This window comes from Pseudomonas sp. Pse35 (assembly GCF_024519715.1).
GTDB classification, from domain to species: domain Bacteria; phylum Pseudomonadota; class Gammaproteobacteria; order Pseudomonadales; family Pseudomonadaceae; genus Aquipseudomonas; species Aquipseudomonas paracarnis.
Genome location: NZ_JALJRP010000055.1, coordinates 1 through 17,263, shown reverse-complemented (window position 1 = coordinate 17,263; position 17,263 = coordinate 1). Strand labels below are relative to the sequence as shown.

Annotated in this window: 15 protein-coding genes, 1 tRNA gene and 1 pseudogene; 12 read left to right on the top strand and 5 right to left on the bottom strand. The window is 61.5% G+C overall.

What is annotated here, in order from left to right; all coding sequences use genetic code 11:
• Positions 1–195 precede the first annotated feature (195 nt).
• The 6 genes from OC445_RS26340 (at position 196) to OC445_RS26315 (ending at position 6,132) form a co-directional block, all read left to right on the top strand.
• Positions 196–1,848 carry an AMP-binding protein gene (locus OC445_RS26340; protein ID WP_072448127.1) on the top strand — a complete coding sequence of 551 codons (1,653 nt, stop codon included), beginning with the start codon at positions 196–198 and terminating at the stop codon, positions 1,846–1,848.
• Between the two features lie 30 nt (positions 1,849–1,878).
• Positions 1,879–2,322: a hotdog fold thioesterase gene (locus OC445_RS26335; RefSeq protein ID WP_014717751.1), complete on the top strand. Its 444-nt coding sequence runs from the start codon at positions 1,879–1,881 to the stop codon at positions 2,320–2,322.
• A 97-nt stretch (positions 2,323–2,419) separates the two neighbouring features.
• Complete coding sequence (locus tag OC445_RS26330; RefSeq protein ID WP_262020439.1) at positions 2,420–3,223, top strand: alpha/beta fold hydrolase; 804 nt, start codon at positions 2,420–2,422, stop codon at positions 3,221–3,223.
• Positions 3,220–4,074 (top strand): alpha/beta hydrolase, encoded by an 855-nt coding sequence (locus OC445_RS26325; RefSeq protein WP_054920059.1) that lies wholly within the window; start codon positions 3,220–3,222, stop codon positions 4,072–4,074. Before OC445_RS26330 ends, OC445_RS26325 begins: the two co-directional genes overlap by 4 nt.
• 102 nt (positions 4,075–4,176) lie before the next feature.
• On the top strand, positions 4,177–4,995 hold the full coding sequence (locus OC445_RS26320) for a DUF4892 domain-containing protein (protein ID WP_054920057.1): 819 nt from the start codon (positions 4,177–4,179) through the stop codon (positions 4,993–4,995).
• Positions 4,996–5,067: 72 nt separating this feature from the next.
• Positions 5,068–6,132, top strand: coding sequence for an AI-2E family transporter (locus OC445_RS26315; protein WP_003190063.1), 1,065 nt, complete (start codon positions 5,068–5,070; stop codon positions 6,130–6,132).
• Positions 6,133–6,288: 156 nt separating this feature from the next.
• On the opposite strand, the gene OC445_RS26310 is transcribed toward OC445_RS26315, so the two are convergent.
• Both OC445_RS26310 and OC445_RS26305 read right to left on the bottom strand, forming a co-directional pair.
• The gene (locus OC445_RS26310; RefSeq protein ID WP_089042712.1) at positions 6,289–7,320 is read right to left on the bottom strand and encodes a sensor histidine kinase; all 1,032 of its coding nucleotides are present in this window, start codon (positions 7,318–7,320) and stop codon (positions 6,289–6,291) included.
• Positions 7,320–8,084: a response regulator gene (locus OC445_RS26305; protein WP_034127268.1), complete on the bottom strand. Its 765-nt coding sequence runs from the start codon at positions 8,082–8,084 to the stop codon at positions 7,320–7,322. Before OC445_RS26305 ends, OC445_RS26310 begins: the two co-directional genes overlap by 1 nt.
• Before the next feature lie 259 nt (positions 8,085–8,343).
• On the opposite strand from OC445_RS26305, the gene pyrF reads away from it, so the two are divergent.
• The gene (gene pyrF / locus OC445_RS26300) at positions 8,344–9,042 is read left to right on the top strand and encodes an orotidine-5'-phosphate decarboxylase (RefSeq protein WP_003190068.1); all 699 of its coding nucleotides are present in this window, start codon (positions 8,344–8,346) and stop codon (positions 9,040–9,042) included.
• Between the two features lie 122 nt (positions 9,043–9,164).
• Here pyrF and OC445_RS26295 read toward each other — a convergent pair whose 3' ends face one another.
• Complete coding sequence (locus tag OC445_RS26295; protein WP_089042713.1) at positions 9,165–10,172, bottom strand: NADP-dependent oxidoreductase; 1,008 nt, start codon at positions 10,170–10,172, stop codon at positions 9,165–9,167.
• 229 nt (positions 10,173–10,401) lie between these two features.
• On the opposite strand from OC445_RS26295, the gene OC445_RS26290 reads away from it, so the two are divergent.
• The 4 genes and pseudogenes from OC445_RS26290 to OC445_RS27225 all read left to right on the top strand — a co-directional run bounded on the left by OC445_RS26290 (position 10,402) and on the right by OC445_RS27225 (position 14,857).
• Positions 10,402–11,163 (top strand): SDR family oxidoreductase, encoded by a 762-nt coding sequence (locus OC445_RS26290; RefSeq protein ID WP_262020438.1) that lies wholly within the window; start codon positions 10,402–10,404, stop codon positions 11,161–11,163.
• Positions 11,164–11,363: 200 nt separating this feature from the next.
• Positions 11,364–12,776: a PLP-dependent aminotransferase family protein gene (locus OC445_RS26285; RefSeq protein ID WP_034127213.1), complete on the top strand. Its 1,413-nt coding sequence runs from the start codon at positions 11,364–11,366 to the stop codon at positions 12,774–12,776.
• An 80-nt stretch (positions 12,777–12,856) separates the two neighbouring features.
• A pseudogene (locus OC445_RS27230) lies at positions 12,857–13,999 on the top strand (HAMP domain-containing protein); the annotation flags it as partial.
• Positions 13,976–14,857: a methyl-accepting chemotaxis protein gene (locus OC445_RS27225; RefSeq protein WP_370721009.1), complete on the top strand. Its 882-nt coding sequence runs from the start codon at positions 13,976–13,978 to the stop codon at positions 14,855–14,857. The pseudogene OC445_RS27230 and the gene OC445_RS27225, both read left to right, overlap by 24 nt.
• A 36-nt stretch (positions 14,858–14,893) precedes the next feature.
• Here the strand turns inward: OC445_RS27225 and OC445_RS26275 are convergent, their stop codons facing one another.
• The gene (locus tag OC445_RS26275; RefSeq protein ID WP_262020436.1) at positions 14,894–15,706 is read right to left on the bottom strand and encodes an alpha/beta fold hydrolase; all 813 of its coding nucleotides are present in this window, start codon (positions 15,704–15,706) and stop codon (positions 14,894–14,896) included.
• Between the two features lie 293 nt (positions 15,707–15,999).
• Positions 16,000–16,770: a hypothetical protein gene (locus tag OC445_RS26270; RefSeq protein ID WP_034127216.1), complete on the bottom strand. Its 771-nt coding sequence runs from the start codon at positions 16,768–16,770 to the stop codon at positions 16,000–16,002.
• 359 nt (positions 16,771–17,129) lie between these two features.
• Here OC445_RS26270 and OC445_RS26265 point away from each other — a divergent pair.
• Positions 17,130–17,205 (top strand) — tRNA-Glu (locus OC445_RS26265).
• The last annotated feature ends 58 nt before the right edge of the window (positions 17,206–17,263 follow it).

Sequence of the window (17,263 nt, the reverse complement as noted above, 5' to 3'; positions counted from 1 at the left end):
ACTCGGCACCTCGCCCAGGCTCGGTGTGCCCGTAATCCGCCAGTGATTTGGGGGGGCGCCTAAGATCGAGAGCAGATCAAGAGCGTCTCGCTTCGCATCGTGGTTAGCGGCAGGCCGTTTCCTTCTCCTGTGCTATACAGTCAACCAAGCAAGTGCTTGGTTGGCTGTATCTTGGATCACAAAGGAGCGCGTCCCATGCCTGTCGCTTTTCGTTTGCCGTTGCAGGTCTTCTTCGAGCGTGAAGCGCGGCACCCGCGCAAAGTCTTCCTCGTTCAGCCCATCGGCGGCGGTGAGGTGCAGGCCCTCACCTGGGGCGAGGTCGGCCACCAGGCTCGTTGCGCCGCGCACTGGCTGCGCGCGCGGGAGTTGCCCCAGGGCTCGCATATTGCCTTGATTTCAAAAAACTGCGCCCACTGGATCATCGCCGACCTGGCGATCTGGATGGCTGGGCACGTGTCGGTGCCGCTTTATCCCAACCTCACCGCGGACTCAGTCGCCCATGTGCTGACTCACTCGCAGGCGCGGTTGGCGCTGATCGGCAAGCTGGATGATTGGTCGGCAATGGCGCCTGGCGTTCCTGCGGGTGTGCCGACTATCAGTCTGCCGCTGTGCCCTCCTGAAGAGACTTTCGATTTCAGTTGGGCGGACCTGCAAGCCTGTTCACCGATCCAGGACAACCCGCTACCGGATGCCGCCAGCCTGGCCACTATCATCTACACCTCCGGTACGACCGGCCTGCCTAAAGGGGTGATGCACAGTTTCGGCGCCTTGGGGTTTGCTGCTTCGGGCGGTACTGAGCTGTTTGGCCTGGGGGAGGGCGACCGGTTGCTGTCGTACCTGCCGCTGTGCCATGTGGCGGAGCGGATGTTTGTAGAAATGGCGTCGATCTATACCGGGCAAACCGTTTTTTTCGCCGAGAGCCTGGAAACCTTCCTCACCGATCTGCGCAGGGCGCGGCCGACGGCCTTGTTTGGCGTGCCGCGCATCTGGACCAAATTCCAACTGGGCGTCTACGCCAAAATCCCGGAAACACGCCTCGATACCCTGTTACGCCTGCCTTTTATCGGCAAACGCGTCGGCCATAAAATTCTCGCCGGCCTGGGGCTGGATGCGCTGCGCATCGCCCTGTCCGGCGCCGCGCCGGTGCCCGAGGCGTTGCTGCGTTGGTATCAGCGCCTGGGCCTGGATGTGCTGGAGGTGTACGGCATGACCGAAAACTGCGGCTATTCCCATGTGTGTCGCCCAGGTGGGCAAACGCTCGGTTGGATCGGCCAGCCCTGCCCAGGCGTGCAAGTGCGTATCGACCCGTCAGGCGAAGTGCAGGTACACAGTGGCGCGACCATGTTGGGCTACTTCAAGGACCCGCAGAAAACCGCGGATACGCTCACCGCAGATGGCTTCCTGCGGACGGGTGACAAGGGCGAGCAGGACGCGGACGGTCGCCTGCGCCTGACCGGACGTCTCAAGGAAATCTTCAAGACCAGCAAAGGCAAATACGTAGCCCCGGCGCCGATTGAAAACCGCCTGGCCGAACATGCACGTATTGAACAGGTGTGTGTGGTCGGCGAGGGGCTCAGTGCGCCGATAGGGCTGTGCGTGTTGTCGGCACCCGGCGAGGACCGCCAAGCCCTCGGCGGTGGTCTTGAACGCTGGCTGGCACAGGTGAACGCAGGCCTGGACAAGCACGAACGCATGGGGCAATTGGTGGTGGTGAAAGACCAATGGGCGGTGGAAAACGGTTTTCTCACGCCGACCTTGAAGATCAAACGCAACGTGATCGAGTCGACGTACGGGCCACAATTGCAAGCATGGAGCGCACGCGCCGAAACCGTTTTGTGGCAGGATTAGGGCCGTAATAAAACCAACAAGGACAACCGTATGAGCCTGTGGCGTACCCAACCGAATATCGAACACCTCAACGCGATCCAGAAAAACACCATCGGTGAAATGCTGGATATTCGTTTCGAAAGCTTCGACGACGAATCCCTTACCGCCAGCATGGTGGTCGACCACCGCACCCATCAGCCCTACGGCCTGCTGCACGGCGGCGCCTCGGTGGTGCTGGCCGAAAGTGTCGGCTCCATGGCCGCCTACTTGTGCATTGATGCAAGCAAGTTCTATTGCGTGGGCCTGGAGGTCAACGCCAACCACCTGCGCGGCGTGCGCAGCGGCCGGGTAACTGCGGTGGCCAAGGCTATTCATATCGGGCGCACTACCCAGGTGTGGGACATCCGCCTGAGCAGCGACGAGGGCAAGGCCAGTTGTGTCTCGCGCCTGACCATGGCCGTGGTGCCGCTGGGTGAACAACCGCCGGCGCGATAGGCGTGGCGTGAGTGTCATCATTCCTGGCAGTTACAGTCATTGCTGTAGGGGCCGGGCATGGTGACAATCCCCCTCTGTTTTTGTTGATGGAACCTGTATGTCGCAGCACGTGTTTTTTACCCACGCCAATGGCTTCCCTTCGGCCACCTACGGCAAGCTGTTTGCCGCCCTGGCCCCGGAATATGCGGTGGCCCATCTGCCGCAGCACGGTCACGACCCCAAGTTCCCGGTGGATGATAACTGGCAAAACCTGGTGGACGAGCTGATCCATCATCTGGAGCAGCAGCCAGAGCCGGTATGGGGCGTGGGCCATTCCCTGGGTGGCGTGCTGCATTTACACGCGGCCATGCGCTGCCCGCAGCTGTACCGGGGCGTGGTGATGCTGGATTCGCCGGTGCTCACCCGCGCAGACCGCTGGGTGATCCGCGCTGCCAAGCGCTTTGGTTTTATCGACCGACTCACCCCGGCTGGGCGCACGCTTGGCCGGCGCGAAGAATTCACCGACCTGGACACCGCGCGCAGCTATTTCGCCGGCAAGACCCTGTTCCGTGGCTTTGACCCCGATTGCTTTGACGCGTACCTGCAACATGGCCTGCAGCAAGTGGGCGATCGCCTGCGCCTGCGGTTCGACCCAGCCACCGAAATCAGCATCTATCGCGGCGTGCCCCACACCAGCCCGGGCCAGGTGCGCCAGTTGAAGGTGCCGCTGGCCGTGGTGCGTGGCCGCCAGAGCCGGGTGGTGATGCGTCACCATGCCAGCGGTGTTGACCGCTTGCCCATGGGCGAAATGCTCACCATGCCCGGCGGCCATATGTTTCCCCTCGAACGCCCTCAGGACACTGCTGCCTTGATCAAGACCCTGTTCGCCCGCTGGCAGGCCCGTGAGCGCAGTTGCGCATGAGTACGCCCGTCGAAGAGGTACGCCTGAGCCTGCCGCACATCGAACTGGCCGCGCATCTGTTCGGGCCCGAGGACGGCCTGCCGGTAATTGCCCTCCATGGTTGGCTGGACAACGCCAACAGCTTTGCGCGCCTGGCGCCCAAGCTGCGAGGGTTGCGCATCGTCGCCCTGGACATGGCGGGGCATGGGCATTCGGCGCATCGCCCGGCTGGCGCCGGTTATGCCTTGTGGGATTACGTCTATGACGTGCTGCAGGTGGCTGAGCAACTGGGCTGGAAACGTTTTGCATTACTTGGCCACTCCCTGGGCGCCATCGTCTCTCTGGTATTGGCCGGGGCCTTGCCGGAGCGGGTGACACACCTGGGCCTGATTGACGGCGTGATCCCACCGACCGCCAGTGGCGAGAACGCGGCCGAGCGCCTGGGCATGGCGTTGCAGGCGCAATTGAGCCTGCAGGACAAGCGCAAGCCGGTCTACAACAGCCTTGATCGAGCGGTCGAGGCGCGGATGAAAGGCGTGGTCGCGGTCAGCCGTGAAGCAGCGCAGCTCCTGGCCCAGCGCGGTTTGATGCCCGTACCAGGCGGTTACACCTGGCGCAGCGATAGCCGCCTGACCCTGGCGTCGCCGATGCGCCTGACCGACGAACAAGCCATGGCTTTCGTGCGAAGGGTAGGGTGCCCTACCCAGTTGGTGGTCGCGGCTGACGGCATGCTGGCGAAACATTCCGAATTGCTTTCTCAGCTACCCTTCACGGTTACCACGCTGCCAGGCGGCCATCATTTACACCTGAATGACGAGCCCGGTGCGGCTCTTGTTGCAGACTGTTTCAATCGGTTCTTCTCCACGCCTTGACTTGGCGGGGTCAACTGCCGAGGCTGGGCGGATTGAAAGGGAGTCAACCATGAACACACTCAATATCGCTGTGACCAACATTGGCCAGGGCTCACTGATCCGATGAGCCTGGGTAAAGGATGTATCCGTGCCCTGGGCCTTTGTTGTTTCAGCCCCCTGGTATTTGCCGCCGATCTGCCCGGCAGCCAGGATCTACCGGCGGTAGCCCGTCAGGTTGATGCGCAAATCGTCGATTACCGCCCCGCTGAAGACAAGGAACGCATTTACCCCATGGGCGCGATCCGCAAGATCAGCGGCCAGTTGCGTTATGAAGGCCAGGCCATCGCACGCGGCCCAGCCACTGCAATCACCTATGAATTGCCCGCCGAACACAGCTCCAGCGCCGCCTTTACCGCAACGCGCGAAGCTTTGCAGGCCAAGGGTGCGCAGTTGTTGTTCTGGTGCAAGGCCCGCGATTGTGGCGAAAGCAGCCTGTGGGCCAACGAAGTGTTTGGCAACGCCAAGCTGGTGGGCGCCGACGGCCAACAGGAATACCTGCTGCTACGCCTGGCCGCCCCGCAGGACAATTCCCTGGTCGCGCTGTACGGGATCACACGTGGTAACCGCCGCGCCTACCTGCATGTGGAGCAACTCGACGCCAGCGCGCCCTTGGGCGAACTGCTGCCCACCTCGGCCACCCTGCTGCGTGAACTCAAAAGTACCGGCGAGCTGGATTTTCCCGCGCTGGGCGCCGAGCCTGACGACACCTGGCTGACCTTGATATCCCGAGCCTTGAACCTCGACACCACCCTGCGCGTGAGCCTGAGCGGGCCGCAGGCCGAGGCCTGGCGCCAGGCGCTGGTGGAGAAGGGCGTGCGCACCGCCCGTCTGGAAACCGGCACCGGTGAAACCCAAGGGCTGCATCTGCATCTGATACGCTAAGCACCACAGGGCGAACGGACCCGTGCCGTTCGCCTAAGCTCTCTTCCTACAGCCTTCTTTTCGAGATACCCGATGCTCAATAACGATCGCCTGCTGGTGCAAATCCTGCTGCTGGTGCTGTTTGGTGCCAGCTTCTGGGTCATGGCGCCGTTCTGGTCGGCGCTGTTCTGGGGCGCGGTGCTGGCATTTGCCAGCTGGCCGCTGATGCGTTTGCTCACCCGTTGGCTCGGCGGCCGAGAGTCCCTGGCCGCTGGCATCCTGACGTTGGGGTGGATGTTGCTGGTGGCGGTGCCATTGGTATGGCTTGGGTTCAACCTGGCTGACCATGTGCGTGATGCGGTGGCTCTCATCAAGGACATCCAGGTCGACGGCTTGCCCGAGGCGCCGACCTGGTTGGGGTCGATCCCCTTCGTAGGCGAGCGCCTGGTGGCGACCTGGGACAGCATTGATCAACAAGGCGCGGCGCTGATGGTGAGCATCAAGCCGTACCTGGGCCAGGTCGGCAATTGGTTGTTGGCGCGCAGTGCGCAAATTGGCGGCGGCATTCTTGAGCTGACCCTGAGCCTGGTCTTCGTATTCTTTTTCTACCGTGACGGGCCGCGCCTGGCGATGTTTGTGCACCGCCTGTTGGAGCGCCTGATTGGCGAGCGCGCTGGCTATTACATCGAACTGGTGGCCGGCACGGTGCAGCGGGTGGTCAATGGTGTGATCGGCACCGCTGCGGCCCAGGCGCTGCTGGCCCTGATCGGCTTTCTGATCGCTGGCGTACCGGGCGCGCTGGTGCTGGGTATCGTGACTTTCCTGCTCAGCCTTATTCCCATGGGGCCGCCGCTGGTGTGGATTCCGGCCACGGCGTGGCTGGCTTGGAAGGGCGATTACACCTACGCGGTATTTCTGGGCGTATGGGGCACGTTCGTGATCAGCGGCGTGGATAACGTGCTCAAGCCGTACCTGATCAGCCGTGGCGGCAACCTGCCGTTGGTGATTGTGCTGTTGGGTGTGTTTGGTGGGTTGATAGCGTTCGGCTTTATCGGCCTGTTTATTGGCCCGACGTTGCTGGCGGTGGCCTACAGCCTGTTGACAGACTGGAGCGCGAGCCAGGCGCAAGTGCGTCGTGAAGACAAACCCTGTAACTGATGGGTGTACCTAACTGTGGTGCGCCGCGGTACTTGTGGGAGCTGGCTTGCCTGCAATAGCGGTGGGCGAGCCAACACTTCATCGACTGACACTGCGCAATCGCAGGCAAGCCAGCTCCCACATTTGGTTCGCGGCGCGTCAGGTAAATGGGAGTGCTTAGACCCTCGGCAACCACATCACCGCCGTCAACCCACCGCCCGGTGTATCTTCCAGGCTCAGGTGGCCGCCGAGTCGCTCGACGGCCTCCCTGGCAATGGTCATCCCCAAACCGACCCCTCCGGAATTGCGGTTGCGCGAACCCTCCAGGCGAAAGAACGGCTCGAACACCGCTTCGCGCTTATCGGCGGCGATTCCCGGGCCGTGGTCGATCACCCGTATCACCAGGGCGCCGCGGCTGTCGGCCAGTTCTACCCGGGCGGTGCCGGCATAGCGCAGGGCGTTGTCGATCAAATTGTTCAGGCATGAGCGCAGCGCCATCGGCTGTACCTGCAACGGTGTACAGGTGCCGGAAAATTTCACGTCGCGGCCTTGGTCCTGAGCGTTTTCACTCAGGGATTCCACCAATGCCTGTACGTCGAGCCAATGCCGTGTCTCGCTGGTGCGCTGTTCGTGCAGGTAGCTCAAGGTGGCATCCAGCATGCCGATCATGTCGTCCAGGTCTTGGCGCATCTGACCTTGCAACTTGGGGTCTTCGATCTGTTCCAGGCGCAGCTTGAGGCGCGAGAGGGGGGTGCGCAGGTCATGGGAGACCGCGCCGAGCATGCGGGCGCGCTGGCTGACTTGTTCGCGGATGCGCTTTTGCATCAGGTTGAAGGTCGAGGCCGCCTGGCGCGCTTCGCGAGGGCCGGATTCCACCAGGGGCGGGCTGTCGAGGTCGACGCTCAAGCGCTCGGCCGCCGCGCTCAGGCGCTGGATCGGCCGGCTCAGCAGTTTGGCGCCGTACCAGGCGGCGATGATCAGCGAGATAAATTGAAATGTCAGGGGTACCACCGGGCCGCCAAACCAGGGGCGAGGCGCCTTGCGCAAGGGCGTGAGACTGCCGTCCGGTTGTTCGACGAACGCCGCGCGGGGCGGTGGCGGCGGGCCGTAGTGGTGGAACCAGAAGAACGCCAGCACATGGGCCAGCACAATCGCCACCAGCAACAGGCCGAACAGTCGCCCGAACAGCGTATTGAAGGGCGCGCGCATCAACCGATATCCCGGGCGTCGAACAGGTAGCCTTCGCCGCGTACGGTCTTGATCAGTTGCGGAGCCTTGGGGTCATCCCCCAGCTTCTGACGCAGGCGCGACACCAGCAAGTCGATGCTGCGATCAAAGGCCTCGATAGAGCGCCCACGGGCCGCGTCCAACAGCTGTTCGCGGCTCAGCACACGGCGCGGGCGTTCGATGAACACCCACAACAAACGAAACTCGGCGTTGGACAGCGGCACCACCAGGCCATCATCGGCCACCAACTGGCGCAGCACGCTGTTCAGGCGCCAATTGTCGAAACGGATATTGGCCCGCTGTTCGGTGCGGTCATCACGCACCCGGCGCAAGATTGTCTGGATACGCGCGACCAGTTCCCGGGGTTCGAACGGCTTGGACATATAGTCGTCTGCCCCCAGTTCCAGGCCGATGATGCGGTCGGTGGGTTCGCAGCGGGCGGTGAGCATCAGGATCGGAATGTCCGACTCGGCGCGCAGCCAGCGGCACAATGTCAGCCCGTCTTCGCCCGGCAGCATCAGGTCGAGCACCACCACATCGAAGGTCTCCGCTTGCATGGCTTGGCGCATGGCGGTGCCGTCGGTGACGCCTGAGGCGAGAATATTGAAGCGTGCCAAGTAGTCGATCAGCAGTTCGCGGATCGGTACGTCGTCGTCGACAATCAGCGCGCGGGTGTTCCAGCGCTTGTCTTCGGCGATCACCGCGTCTTTTGGCGCTTCGTTTACAGGGTCGCAAGGGGTATGCATAGCGAGGTCATCTGCCTGATTGTGGCTGTCAGCATAGGCGCCCAGTTCCAGGGCTGGAAGTGCTGGGCGGGCGGTCATGTGCGCGAGGCTAGCCGGACGGCGTATTGAGGGCATGTCGTGAATGTATCGGAGCTGAAACAATCATCCTGAATCGCCTATATTGGGCGCTTGATCGGTATTTACCGATCATCGGATCCCGCAACGGCGCTGCTTGCGCTACAATCCGCGCCGATTTCGACTTGCCTGAGAGCCCATTCCAATGTCCGTCTGCCAGACTCCTATCATCGTCGCCCTGGATTACCCCACCCGTGACGCCGCACTGAAGCTGGCTGACCAGTTGGACCCCAAGCTTTGCCGGGTCAAGGTCGGCAAGGAACTGTTCACCAGTTGCGCGGCGGAAATCGTCGGCACCCTGCGTGACAAAGGCTTCGAAGTGTTCCTGGATCTGAAATTCCATGACATCCCCAACACCACGGCGATGGCCGTCAAAGCCGCGGCCGAGATGGGCGTGTGGATGGTCAATGTGCACTGCTCCGGTGGCCTGCGCATGATGAGCGCCTGCCGCGAAGTGCTGGAACAGCGCAGCGGCCCAAAACCGTTGTTGATCGGTGTAACCGTGCTCACCAGCATGGAGCGCGAGGACCTGGCGGGCATTGGCCTGGATATCGAGCCGCAGGTTCAGGTGTTGCGCCTGGCAGCCCTGGCGCAGAAAGCCGGCCTCGACGGCCTGGTGTGTTCAGCCCTGGAAGCCCAGGCCCTGAAGAACGCTCACCCCTCGCTGCAACTGGTGACACCGGGTATCCGTCCTACCGGCAGCGCCCAGGATGACCAGCGCCGCATCCTGACCCCACGCCAGGCCCTGGATGCGGGCTCGGATTACCTGGTGATTGGCCGTCCGATCAGCCAGGCGGCGGATCCTGCCAAGGCGTTGGCAGCGGTCGTCGCCGAGATCGCCTGATTTTTAGAGCGGCAAAAATGTGGGAGCTGGCTTGCCTGCGATAGTATCAACTCGGTATCACTTAGAGACCGAGTTGCTTGCATCGCAGGCAAGCCAGCTCCCACATCTGTTTTTGTGGTGTGTCAGCTGACTTTGAGCACCAACTTCCCGAAGTTCTCGCCATTGAACAGCTTCATCAGCGTTTCCGGGAATGTCTCCAGCCCTTCGACAATATCTTCCTTGCTCTTGAGCTTGCCCTGGGCCATCCAACCGGCCATTTCCTGGCCCGCCGCCGCGAAGTTCGCCGCGTGGTCCATCACCACAAAGCCTTCCATGCGCGCACGATTGACCAGCAATGACAGGTAGTTGGCCGGGCCTTTGACCGCTTCCTTGTTGTTGTACTGGCTGATTGCGCCGCAAATCACTACGCGGGCTTTGAGCGCCAGGCGGCTGAGCACGGCGTCGAGAATATCGCCGCCGACGTTATCGAAATACACGTCCACGCCTTTGGGGCACTCGCGCTTGAGGGCGGCGGGCACGTCTTCAGTTTTGTAGTCGATGGCGGCGTCGAAGCCCAGCTCATCCACCAGGAACTTGCACTTTTCGGCGCCACCGGCGATCCCCACCACGCGACAGCCTTTGAGCTTGGCGATCTGCCCGGCGATGCTACCCACGGCACCGGCAGCACCGGAGATCACCACGGTGTCACCGGTTTTCGGGGCGCCGGTCTCCAGTAGGGCAAAGTACGCCGTCATGCCGGTCATGCCCAGGGCGGACAGGTAGCGGGGCAGAGGTGCCAGCTTGGGGTCCACCTTATAGAAACCACGGGGCTCGCCGAGGAAGTAATCCTGCACGCCCAGTGCACCGTTTACGTAGTCCCCCACCGCGAAGTTCGGATGCTTCGAGGCAATCACCTTGCCTACGCCCAAGGCGCGCATCACTTCGCCGATGCCTACTGGTGGGATGTAGGACTTGCCTTCATTCATCCAGCCACGCATGGCCGGGTCGAGGGACAGGTATTCATTGCGCACCAGCACTTGGCCGTCCTGGGGTTCGCCCACTGGCACTTCCTGGTAAGTGAAGGTCTCTCGCGTGGCGGCACCGACCGGGCGTTTGGCGAGCAGAAATTGGCGGTTGGTCTGGGCGGTCATGGCAAGGACTCTTTAGAAATGGAACATGAGTGATAGACCCTCAGTGGCAGAAGGGCAAGGGTGTGCAAAGCAGGCGAATGCCCGGTAATAGGCTTCGCTGATAATCAGCCGGGCGGCTTTATCACTGCGATTCATGCAGCGCCAACCGGCCTTCTGATAGTGCTGACGCACGGCTGCGGGCGTTGGCTAGACTCGCTCCACCGTTACTAACCCCCACAGGACAGTTCCCATGAGCATGACGTTTTCCGGCCAGGTCGCCTTGGTGACCGGCGCCGCTGCTGGTATTGGCCGCGCCACCGCGCTGGCATTCGCCGCCGAAGGCTTGAAGGTGGTGGTCGCGGACCTTGATGTGGCAGGAGGCGAGGGCACTGTGGCACTGATCCACCAGGCCGGTGGCGAAGGGATATTTGTGCGCTGCAACGTCACGCTCGACACGGACGTGCAGCAATTGATGGCACAAACCGTCGCCACCTATGGGCGCCTGGACTACGCCTTCAACAACGCCGGCATCGAGATCGAAAAGGGCAAGCTGGCCGACGGCAGTCTTGATGAATTTGATGCCATCATGGGGGTTAACGTCAAAGGCGTGTGGCTGTGCATGAAGTATCAGTTGCCGTTGCTGTTGGCCCAGGGCGGTGGGGCCATCGTCAACACCGCATCGGTGGCGGGGCTGGGGGCGGCACCGAAGATGAGCATCTATGCGGCGTCCAAGCATGCGGTGATTGGCCTGACCAAATCGGCGGCCATCGAGTACGCGAAGAAGAAAATTCGCGTGAATGCCGTCTGCCCGGCCGTGATTGATACCGACATGTTTCGTCGCGCCTATGAGGCCGACCCACGCAAGGCTGAGTTTGCCGCAGCCATGCACCCGGTGGGACGCATTGGCAAGGTTGAGGAAATCGCCAGCGCCGTGTTGTACCTGTGCAGTGATGGCGCAGCGTTTACCACCGGTCTGGCCCTGGCGGTGGACGGTGGCGCGACGGCGATCTAGGACCGCGCTTGGCACGCTGTTTGAAAAGAGCGCGGGGTGATGTGGGGCGTTTCCATAGCTGGCAGAGTGCCGTGGCTGAATATGTTTCCGAAGGTAAATAATCTAATAAAATCAATACTTTAATAAAACTTGGCGACCGGTTTTACCAGGCTTCTGTGCTTAACTGTTTTGGGTTAACAGACAGTTTAAGTGAGTGGCTCATGGATTTAGGGATCGATCGACAAGCCCTGGTACCGGTTGTTCAGCAGATCGTCGGCGCGGTGGCAGAATGGATTCGCAAGGAGGGGGTGAGCCCTGGCACACGCTTGCCGTCCATTCGCCAATTGGCCCTCGATAACCTGCTGAGCCAGTCCAGCGTGATCGAGGCATTCGAGCGCTTGGTGGCCCAGGGGCTGCTGGCTCCCAGGCAGGGTTCGGGGTTCGTGGTGGCGCATCCCGCCACGGCCCACGAAAACCATTGGTATGAAGGTGCGGAACAAGGCTGGGGTGCATTTACCGATAGCCCGCTGGGCGAGCTGAAGTTGGGCTGCGGTTGGTTACCCGACACTTGGCGCGAAAGCGATGACATCAGCTACGCGATCCGTGAACTGAGCCGTACCGACACTGGTGGCCTGTTCAACTACAGCACACCCTTGGGGCTGCCGGCGTTGCGCGAACAACTGCTCAAGCGCCTGACGCAGATTCACGTGCCCGCCAGCCTGGACTGTATCCTGACCACCCATGGCGCCAGCCATGCCCAGGACCTGCTGATACGCACGTTGCTCAAGCCCGGTGATGAGGTGGTGGTCGAAACACCCGGGTATGGCAATCTCTACCGCCAACTGGCCTTTCGAGGGGTCACGCTGCTGCAAGTGCCACGTGCCCATGGCGGCCCGGATATCCCGGCATTGGAAGCGCTGCTGCAAACCCATCGGCCCAAGTGCCTGTTCATCAACAGCCTGTATCACAACCCCACCGGCACCAGCCTGTGCCGTCCGGTGGCGGAGCGGTTGTTGGAGCTGGCCCGCGAACTCGACTTCCTGATTATCGAAGAGGATGTGTACGGCGACCTGCAGCATGCCAGTTGCACGCGCTTGTCAGCGCTGGCCCATGATGATCGGGTGATCTATGTGTCGAGCTTTTCCAAGACCCTTAGCAGCGCCCTGCGCGTGGGTTACCTGTGTGCCAGTGCTGCGATCATTACGCAATTGGCCCAGCTCAAGACCCTCACAGGCATCGGCACTTCACGGTTTGCCGAAGCCATGGTGGCGACGTTGCTGAGTAACGGCACTTACCGTAAGTGGGTGCAGCGCCTGCGCAAGCGCTTGAATGCACAGATGGCCGCGACGTTGCAGGTACTGGAGGATGAAGAGTGGCAGGTATTTGCCGCACCCGCGGGCGGGATGTTCCTGTGGGCACGACCAGGCTTGGCCGACCCCTCGCGATTGCAAGCCTGCGCCCAGCGGCTGGGTGTGTTGCTGTCGCCCGGCGCATTGTTCAGCCCCACGGGTGAGCGCAGCGAATGGTTACGCATCAATGTGGCCTACGCGGCTGATCAACGCGCATTGACGCTGTTCCGAGCCATGGGCGCGGCAAGATCGACCTCGACCATTCTGAAAACGACGCGCATGTAGCTTTTTGCCATTATTCCGGCGCCCGCGGCTTGTGCTCAGTGCCCCAGGGTTGCGAATCTCGCTGCTTGTAAACCTGGCTTATGGCATTTGCCATTGCAAGAGGATCAAGTGCAATGATTTCGGGCGTGCAACGACGTTTCGCCAACCTCGGTATGGCAAAAAAACTCGGCTTGGGGTTTACCCTGGTACTGCTGCTGACGGCCTTGGTAGCGGCCATCGGTGTGTGGTCCCTGCAGACCATCGGCCAGCGCTTCGAAAGCCTTACGTCGATGTCCACGCTCAACAGCGACCTGCTCAAGGTGCGCGTGATCGAGCAGGACTATGCGTTGCACGCCGATCCCAAGGCCGTTGATGCCCTGCATGCCAGTGTCGATGCGCTGCTGGCCCAGGCCACGCGTCTCAAGGCTCGGTCCGCCAGCAACGAGCGAGTGATGGATGACGTTGAGCAGGCCTTGGTCGCCTATCGCCAGGCATTCGATGAGTTCGTCGAGTTGACCCAGACCAAGGACCTCGCCCTGGAAATGGCCAGTTGGTCGGTGTCCAGCGTGGCCAATAACCTGGATGTGCTGCAAGCCGGGCTGGCGGACGACGGCGCCTATGGCCTCAAGGAAAGCCAAGGCGCGGAGGGCGCGGAGTTTATCGAGCAGGCGGGGCAGGTCAGCCAGGTGTCGCGTCTGATGTTGCAGGCCATGAACGAAGCGCGGGTGCGCCTGGATCAGAGCCGCAGGGCGGACGCAGACGACGCCGGGCAGGGCAAGATCGAGCAAGCCGACCAGGCCCTGGCTGAAGTCGAGAAACTCAAAACCACGGTCAAGGACCCCGGCTACCAGACCGTGCTCAATGAAGTCTCCGGGCATATCGCGTCGTTCAGTGACAAGCTCGGCGAATACACCGGGCTGTTGGCCCAGGAAAAAGTGGTCTACACCCAGTTGCATGACCGCGCCGAGCAAGTGGTGAATCGAGTCAACCAGGCGTACGCCGCCGAAGACCAGTCCATGCAAACGCAGTTGCAGCACAGCACGCTGCTGATCATCGGTTCATCTGCCCTGGCGCTGCTGGTGGGCTTGATCGCTGCATGGGTGATCACCCGCTTGATTGTTGCGCCGTTGCGGGCGGTGATCGCCGTGGCTCAGCAGATCGCCTCGGGTGACCTGAGTGGGCGCATGGAGATCAGCCGGCGTGATGAAATCGGCCAACTGATGCAGGCGATGCAGCAGATGGGCAACAGCTTGAGCCAGATGGTCAGCGGGTTGCAGGCGGGGATCGAACAGCTCGCCAGCTCCGCGCATTCATTGTCCAGCGTCACCGAGCAAACCACTGCCGAAGTCAGCAACCAGAAGGACGAAACCGAGCAAGTCGCTACGGCGATGAACCAGATGACCGCCACGGTGCACGATGTGGCACGCAATGCCGAGCAGGCTGCCCAAGCCGCACAGACCGCGGATGCCAAGGTCGATAGCGGCCAGCAGGTGGTGCGCATGAGTCTGCAGCGTATCGAGTTGCTGGCCACATCCAGCAACAGTGCCAGCGCCAGTATCGAAAGCCTCAGCGCGCAAATCCAGAATATAGGTACCGTCTTGAGCGTGATCCAGAGCGTGGCCGAACAGACCAACTTGTTGGCTTTGAACGCTGCGATTGAGGCGGCGCGTGCTGGTGAGCAGGGGCGTGGCTTTGCAGTGGTGGCCGATGAAGTGCGGGCATTGGCCAAGCGCACCCAGCAATCGACCGAGGAAATCGAACGGCTGGTCAGCACGCTGCGCAGTGCGGCGCAGTCCTCGGTGCAGCAGATCCAGCAGAGTGGCGAGCTGGTGAAGCTGGCGGTCAGTGATGCGCTGGAAACCGAAGGGGCCTTGGGCAGCATTGCGGCGGCTGTTTCATTGATCCAGCAGATGAATCAACAGATCGCCGCCGCCGCCGAGGAGCAAAGCTCGGTGGCTGAAGAGATCAACCGCAGCGTCACGAGTATTCGGGCGAGTGCCGATCATTCGGCGTTGAGCATGCAAGGCAATGCCGCCTCGAGCATCCAGTTGGCGCAGTTGGGCGCGCAACTCAAGGGGATGGTGGGGCATTTCCGCCTTTGATCGCAGCGTAGGCGCTGCGATCTGAGGGCGGGGCGATCAGGCGTGGTTGGCGAGGAAGGTCAGCAGCGCCTCGTTGACGAAATCCGGGTTCTCGCGGCTGGAGATATGCCCGGCTTCGGGGATCAGGATCAGGCTGCAACCGATCAGGTCGGCCATTTCCTCGGACTCGGCGGGTGGCCGGGGTTTGTCCTGCTCGCCGCACATCACCAGGGTGGTGTCGGAGTCCAATGCAGGTAAGTGCGCCAAGATGTCTTCGCGGCTGAAGATCAGGCGGCCCAGCGGCACGATACTGTCCAGCAAGCGTTCTCTGGGGAAGTCTTGCAGTGACTGGCGAAAATCCCGGTACAGCGCGGATTCGCGGTCGATGCCCGGGCGGAAGAAGATCGGTGCGATCACATCCAGCAACGGTTCGGGGATCGCCCCGGCGTCTTCAATCATCTTGAACAGCGAGAAATAATACTGGCGCGTTGCTTCGGGTTCGGCCCCGAGGTAGGTGTCCATCAGCACTACGCTGTTGATGCGCTCGGGAGCCTGCAATGCCAGGCGTGCGCCCCACATGCCGCCGACCGAGAGGCCCACCAGGTTGGCTTGCTCGATACTCAGGTGAACCAGCAACGCCAGGGCCTGGCGGGCGAGGTCATCCAGGGAATGAGTGGGTGCTGGCAACGGCCCGGACTCACCGTGGCCCCACAACTCGGGGACGATCACGCGGTATTGCTGCGACAGCGCTTCAATCTGCGGCGCCCACATGTCGCTGGCCCACAGGTAACTCGAACCCAGTAGCACGACAGGGCCGGCGCCCTGGTCGATATAGTGCAGCGGTTGTCCATCAATCACGGCGACAGGCATAACAGGCCTCTAATTTCACGGAGTGAGGGGCACTTTTTTACGCTAGTCGGGAGCGGGGGGATAGGTGCACATTGATGGCATGTGATGATTTCACTGTGGGAGCTGGCTTGCCTGCGATGAAGGCCTGCCAGCCGATGCTCACCTACCTGACACCCCCACAATCCCACTGTGGGAGCGGGCTTGCTCGCGAAAGCGGTGTGTCAGTCAACATCAATGTTTGCTGGGCCGACGTCTTCGCAGGCAAGCCACCACCTTTGATCTTCGTTGCTATGAGCATTGCGTTCGCGTTGCCATCAATCGTAGATCGCTTTCTTCTTCCACTCGGCGTCGGCATCGACGACTTTCAAGCCCTCGGTCAGCTCGTTGACTTCGTCCTCGGCCGGCTTGCTGTTGGTCAGCACTGTGGAGTTGGCGCGCGCCAGTTGGGACTCCAGCAGTTGCAACTGGGCGCTGTAGAGCACCGGCTCCGGTTGTTTACGCAGGTACTGCACGCCGCGCTCGAACGCCAGGCGTGCCTGGCCGGGTTGGCCTTGCAGCAGGGCGTGCTGGCCGAGGTTGTTGAAAAACTCGATGTGCAGCAGCACCAGGATATGACGGATTTCCTTGATCCAGTGCTTGGCCTCGTTGGTCGGCAGGAAGCCATCCTGGGCGGCGCGGGTGACTTGGCCGTGCAGGGCTTCGAGCAGGAAGCGCACGTCCTTGGCCTTGGCTTCGGTCTGGATCGGGGCCGGTGGGTTGGGCACCGGAATCGATTCGCCTTGGGCGATCAGCGCATTCAGTTCGTTGATGCGGGCCTTGAGCGGTGTGCTGGACTTGTTGAGGTTCAACAGGCGCTGGTTGACGTTCAGTTCCAGGCGAGCCAGCAACAGCTTGAGCGCTGGGGTCATCAGTTGGCCGGGGAAGGTCTCGGTGATTTCACCGCAGCGACGCAGCCGATCGTTAAGCTCGATCTCGGTACGCTTCTTTTCTAGCTTGTTGTTTTCCACCACGTGGTTCATGTAGCCAATGGCGATCAGTATTACGATCCCGGCTATTACCAGCAGGGTGATCATGAGTGGTGTCACCGGTGTGACCTCTTTAATAGGGTGTGCTGTGGAGTGTAGTGACTGGGTCATCCGGCGGATAGGACCGATCGACCAGTTGCCCAGGTGATTTCTTCTATATAGGTAGGCGCTTCCTGAATGGATGCACATTGCCATCATTTGTCAGGGTGAACTATAGCGTCTTGTCGAACGCCAGAATATAGGCGCCAAGGCTCGGACGGTGCCAATGCCCGCGAAGGCCGTGAAACCATGGCGAAGTCATTGATTTAAATAAATTTATCCTTGGGGGTTGACGACCTTTCAATCCATCCATAGAATGCGCGCCACTTACAGCGTAAAGCACACAGCGAAACGCGGTAGGGAGTGAATGTTGTAGGTGTGTCCCCTTCGTCTAGTGGCCTAGGACACCGCCCTTTCACGGCGGTAACAGGGGTTCGAGTCCCCTAGGGGACGCCATATGCGGGAATAGCTCAGTTGGTAGAGCACGACCTTGCCAAGGTCGGGGTCGCGAGTT

What these genes read in the sequence shown, in the direction of transcription:
- OC445_RS26315 (WP_003190063.1), top strand. Translation starts at nt 5,068, where the DNA reads ATGCTCAATAACGATCGCCTGCTGGTGCAAATCCTGCTGCTGGTGCTG.
- pyrF (WP_003190068.1), top strand. Translation starts at nt 8,344, where the DNA reads ATGTCCGTCTGCCAGACTCCTATCATCGTCGCCCTGGATTACCCCACC.
- OC445_RS26295 (WP_089042713.1), bottom strand. Translation starts at nt 10,172, where the DNA reads ATGACCGCCCAGACCAACCGCCAATTTCTGCTCGCCAAACGCCCGGTC.
- OC445_RS26320 (WP_054920057.1), top strand. Translation starts at nt 4,177, where the DNA reads ATGAGCCTGGGTAAAGGATGTATCCGTGCCCTGGGCCTTTGTTGTTTC.
- OC445_RS26330 (WP_262020439.1), top strand. Translation starts at nt 2,420, where the DNA reads ATGTCGCAGCACGTGTTTTTTACCCACGCCAATGGCTTCCCTTCGGCC.
- OC445_RS26310 (WP_089042712.1), bottom strand. Translation starts at nt 7,320, where the DNA reads ATGCGCGCGCCCTTCAATACGCTGTTCGGGCGACTGTTCGGCCTGTTG.
- OC445_RS27225 (WP_370721009.1), top strand. Translation starts at nt 13,976, where the DNA reads ATGCAGGCGATGCAGCAGATGGGCAACAGCTTGAGCCAGATGGTCAGC.
- OC445_RS26285 (WP_034127213.1), top strand. Translation starts at nt 11,364, where the DNA reads ATGGATTTAGGGATCGATCGACAAGCCCTGGTACCGGTTGTTCAGCAG.
- OC445_RS26290 (WP_262020438.1), top strand. Translation starts at nt 10,402, where the DNA reads ATGAGCATGACGTTTTCCGGCCAGGTCGCCTTGGTGACCGGCGCCGCT.
- OC445_RS26305 (WP_034127268.1), bottom strand. Translation starts at nt 8,084, where the DNA reads ATGCATACCCCTTGCGACCCTGTAAACGAAGCGCCAAAAGACGCGGTG.
- OC445_RS26325 (WP_054920059.1), top strand. Translation starts at nt 3,220, where the DNA reads ATGAGTACGCCCGTCGAAGAGGTACGCCTGAGCCTGCCGCACATCGAA.
- OC445_RS26275 (WP_262020436.1), bottom strand. Translation starts at nt 15,706, where the DNA reads ATGCCTGTCGCCGTGATTGATGGACAACCGCTGCACTATATCGACCAG.
- OC445_RS26335 (WP_014717751.1), top strand. Translation starts at nt 1,879, where the DNA reads ATGAGCCTGTGGCGTACCCAACCGAATATCGAACACCTCAACGCGATC.
- OC445_RS26340 (WP_072448127.1), top strand. Translation starts at nt 196, where the DNA reads ATGCCTGTCGCTTTTCGTTTGCCGTTGCAGGTCTTCTTCGAGCGTGAA.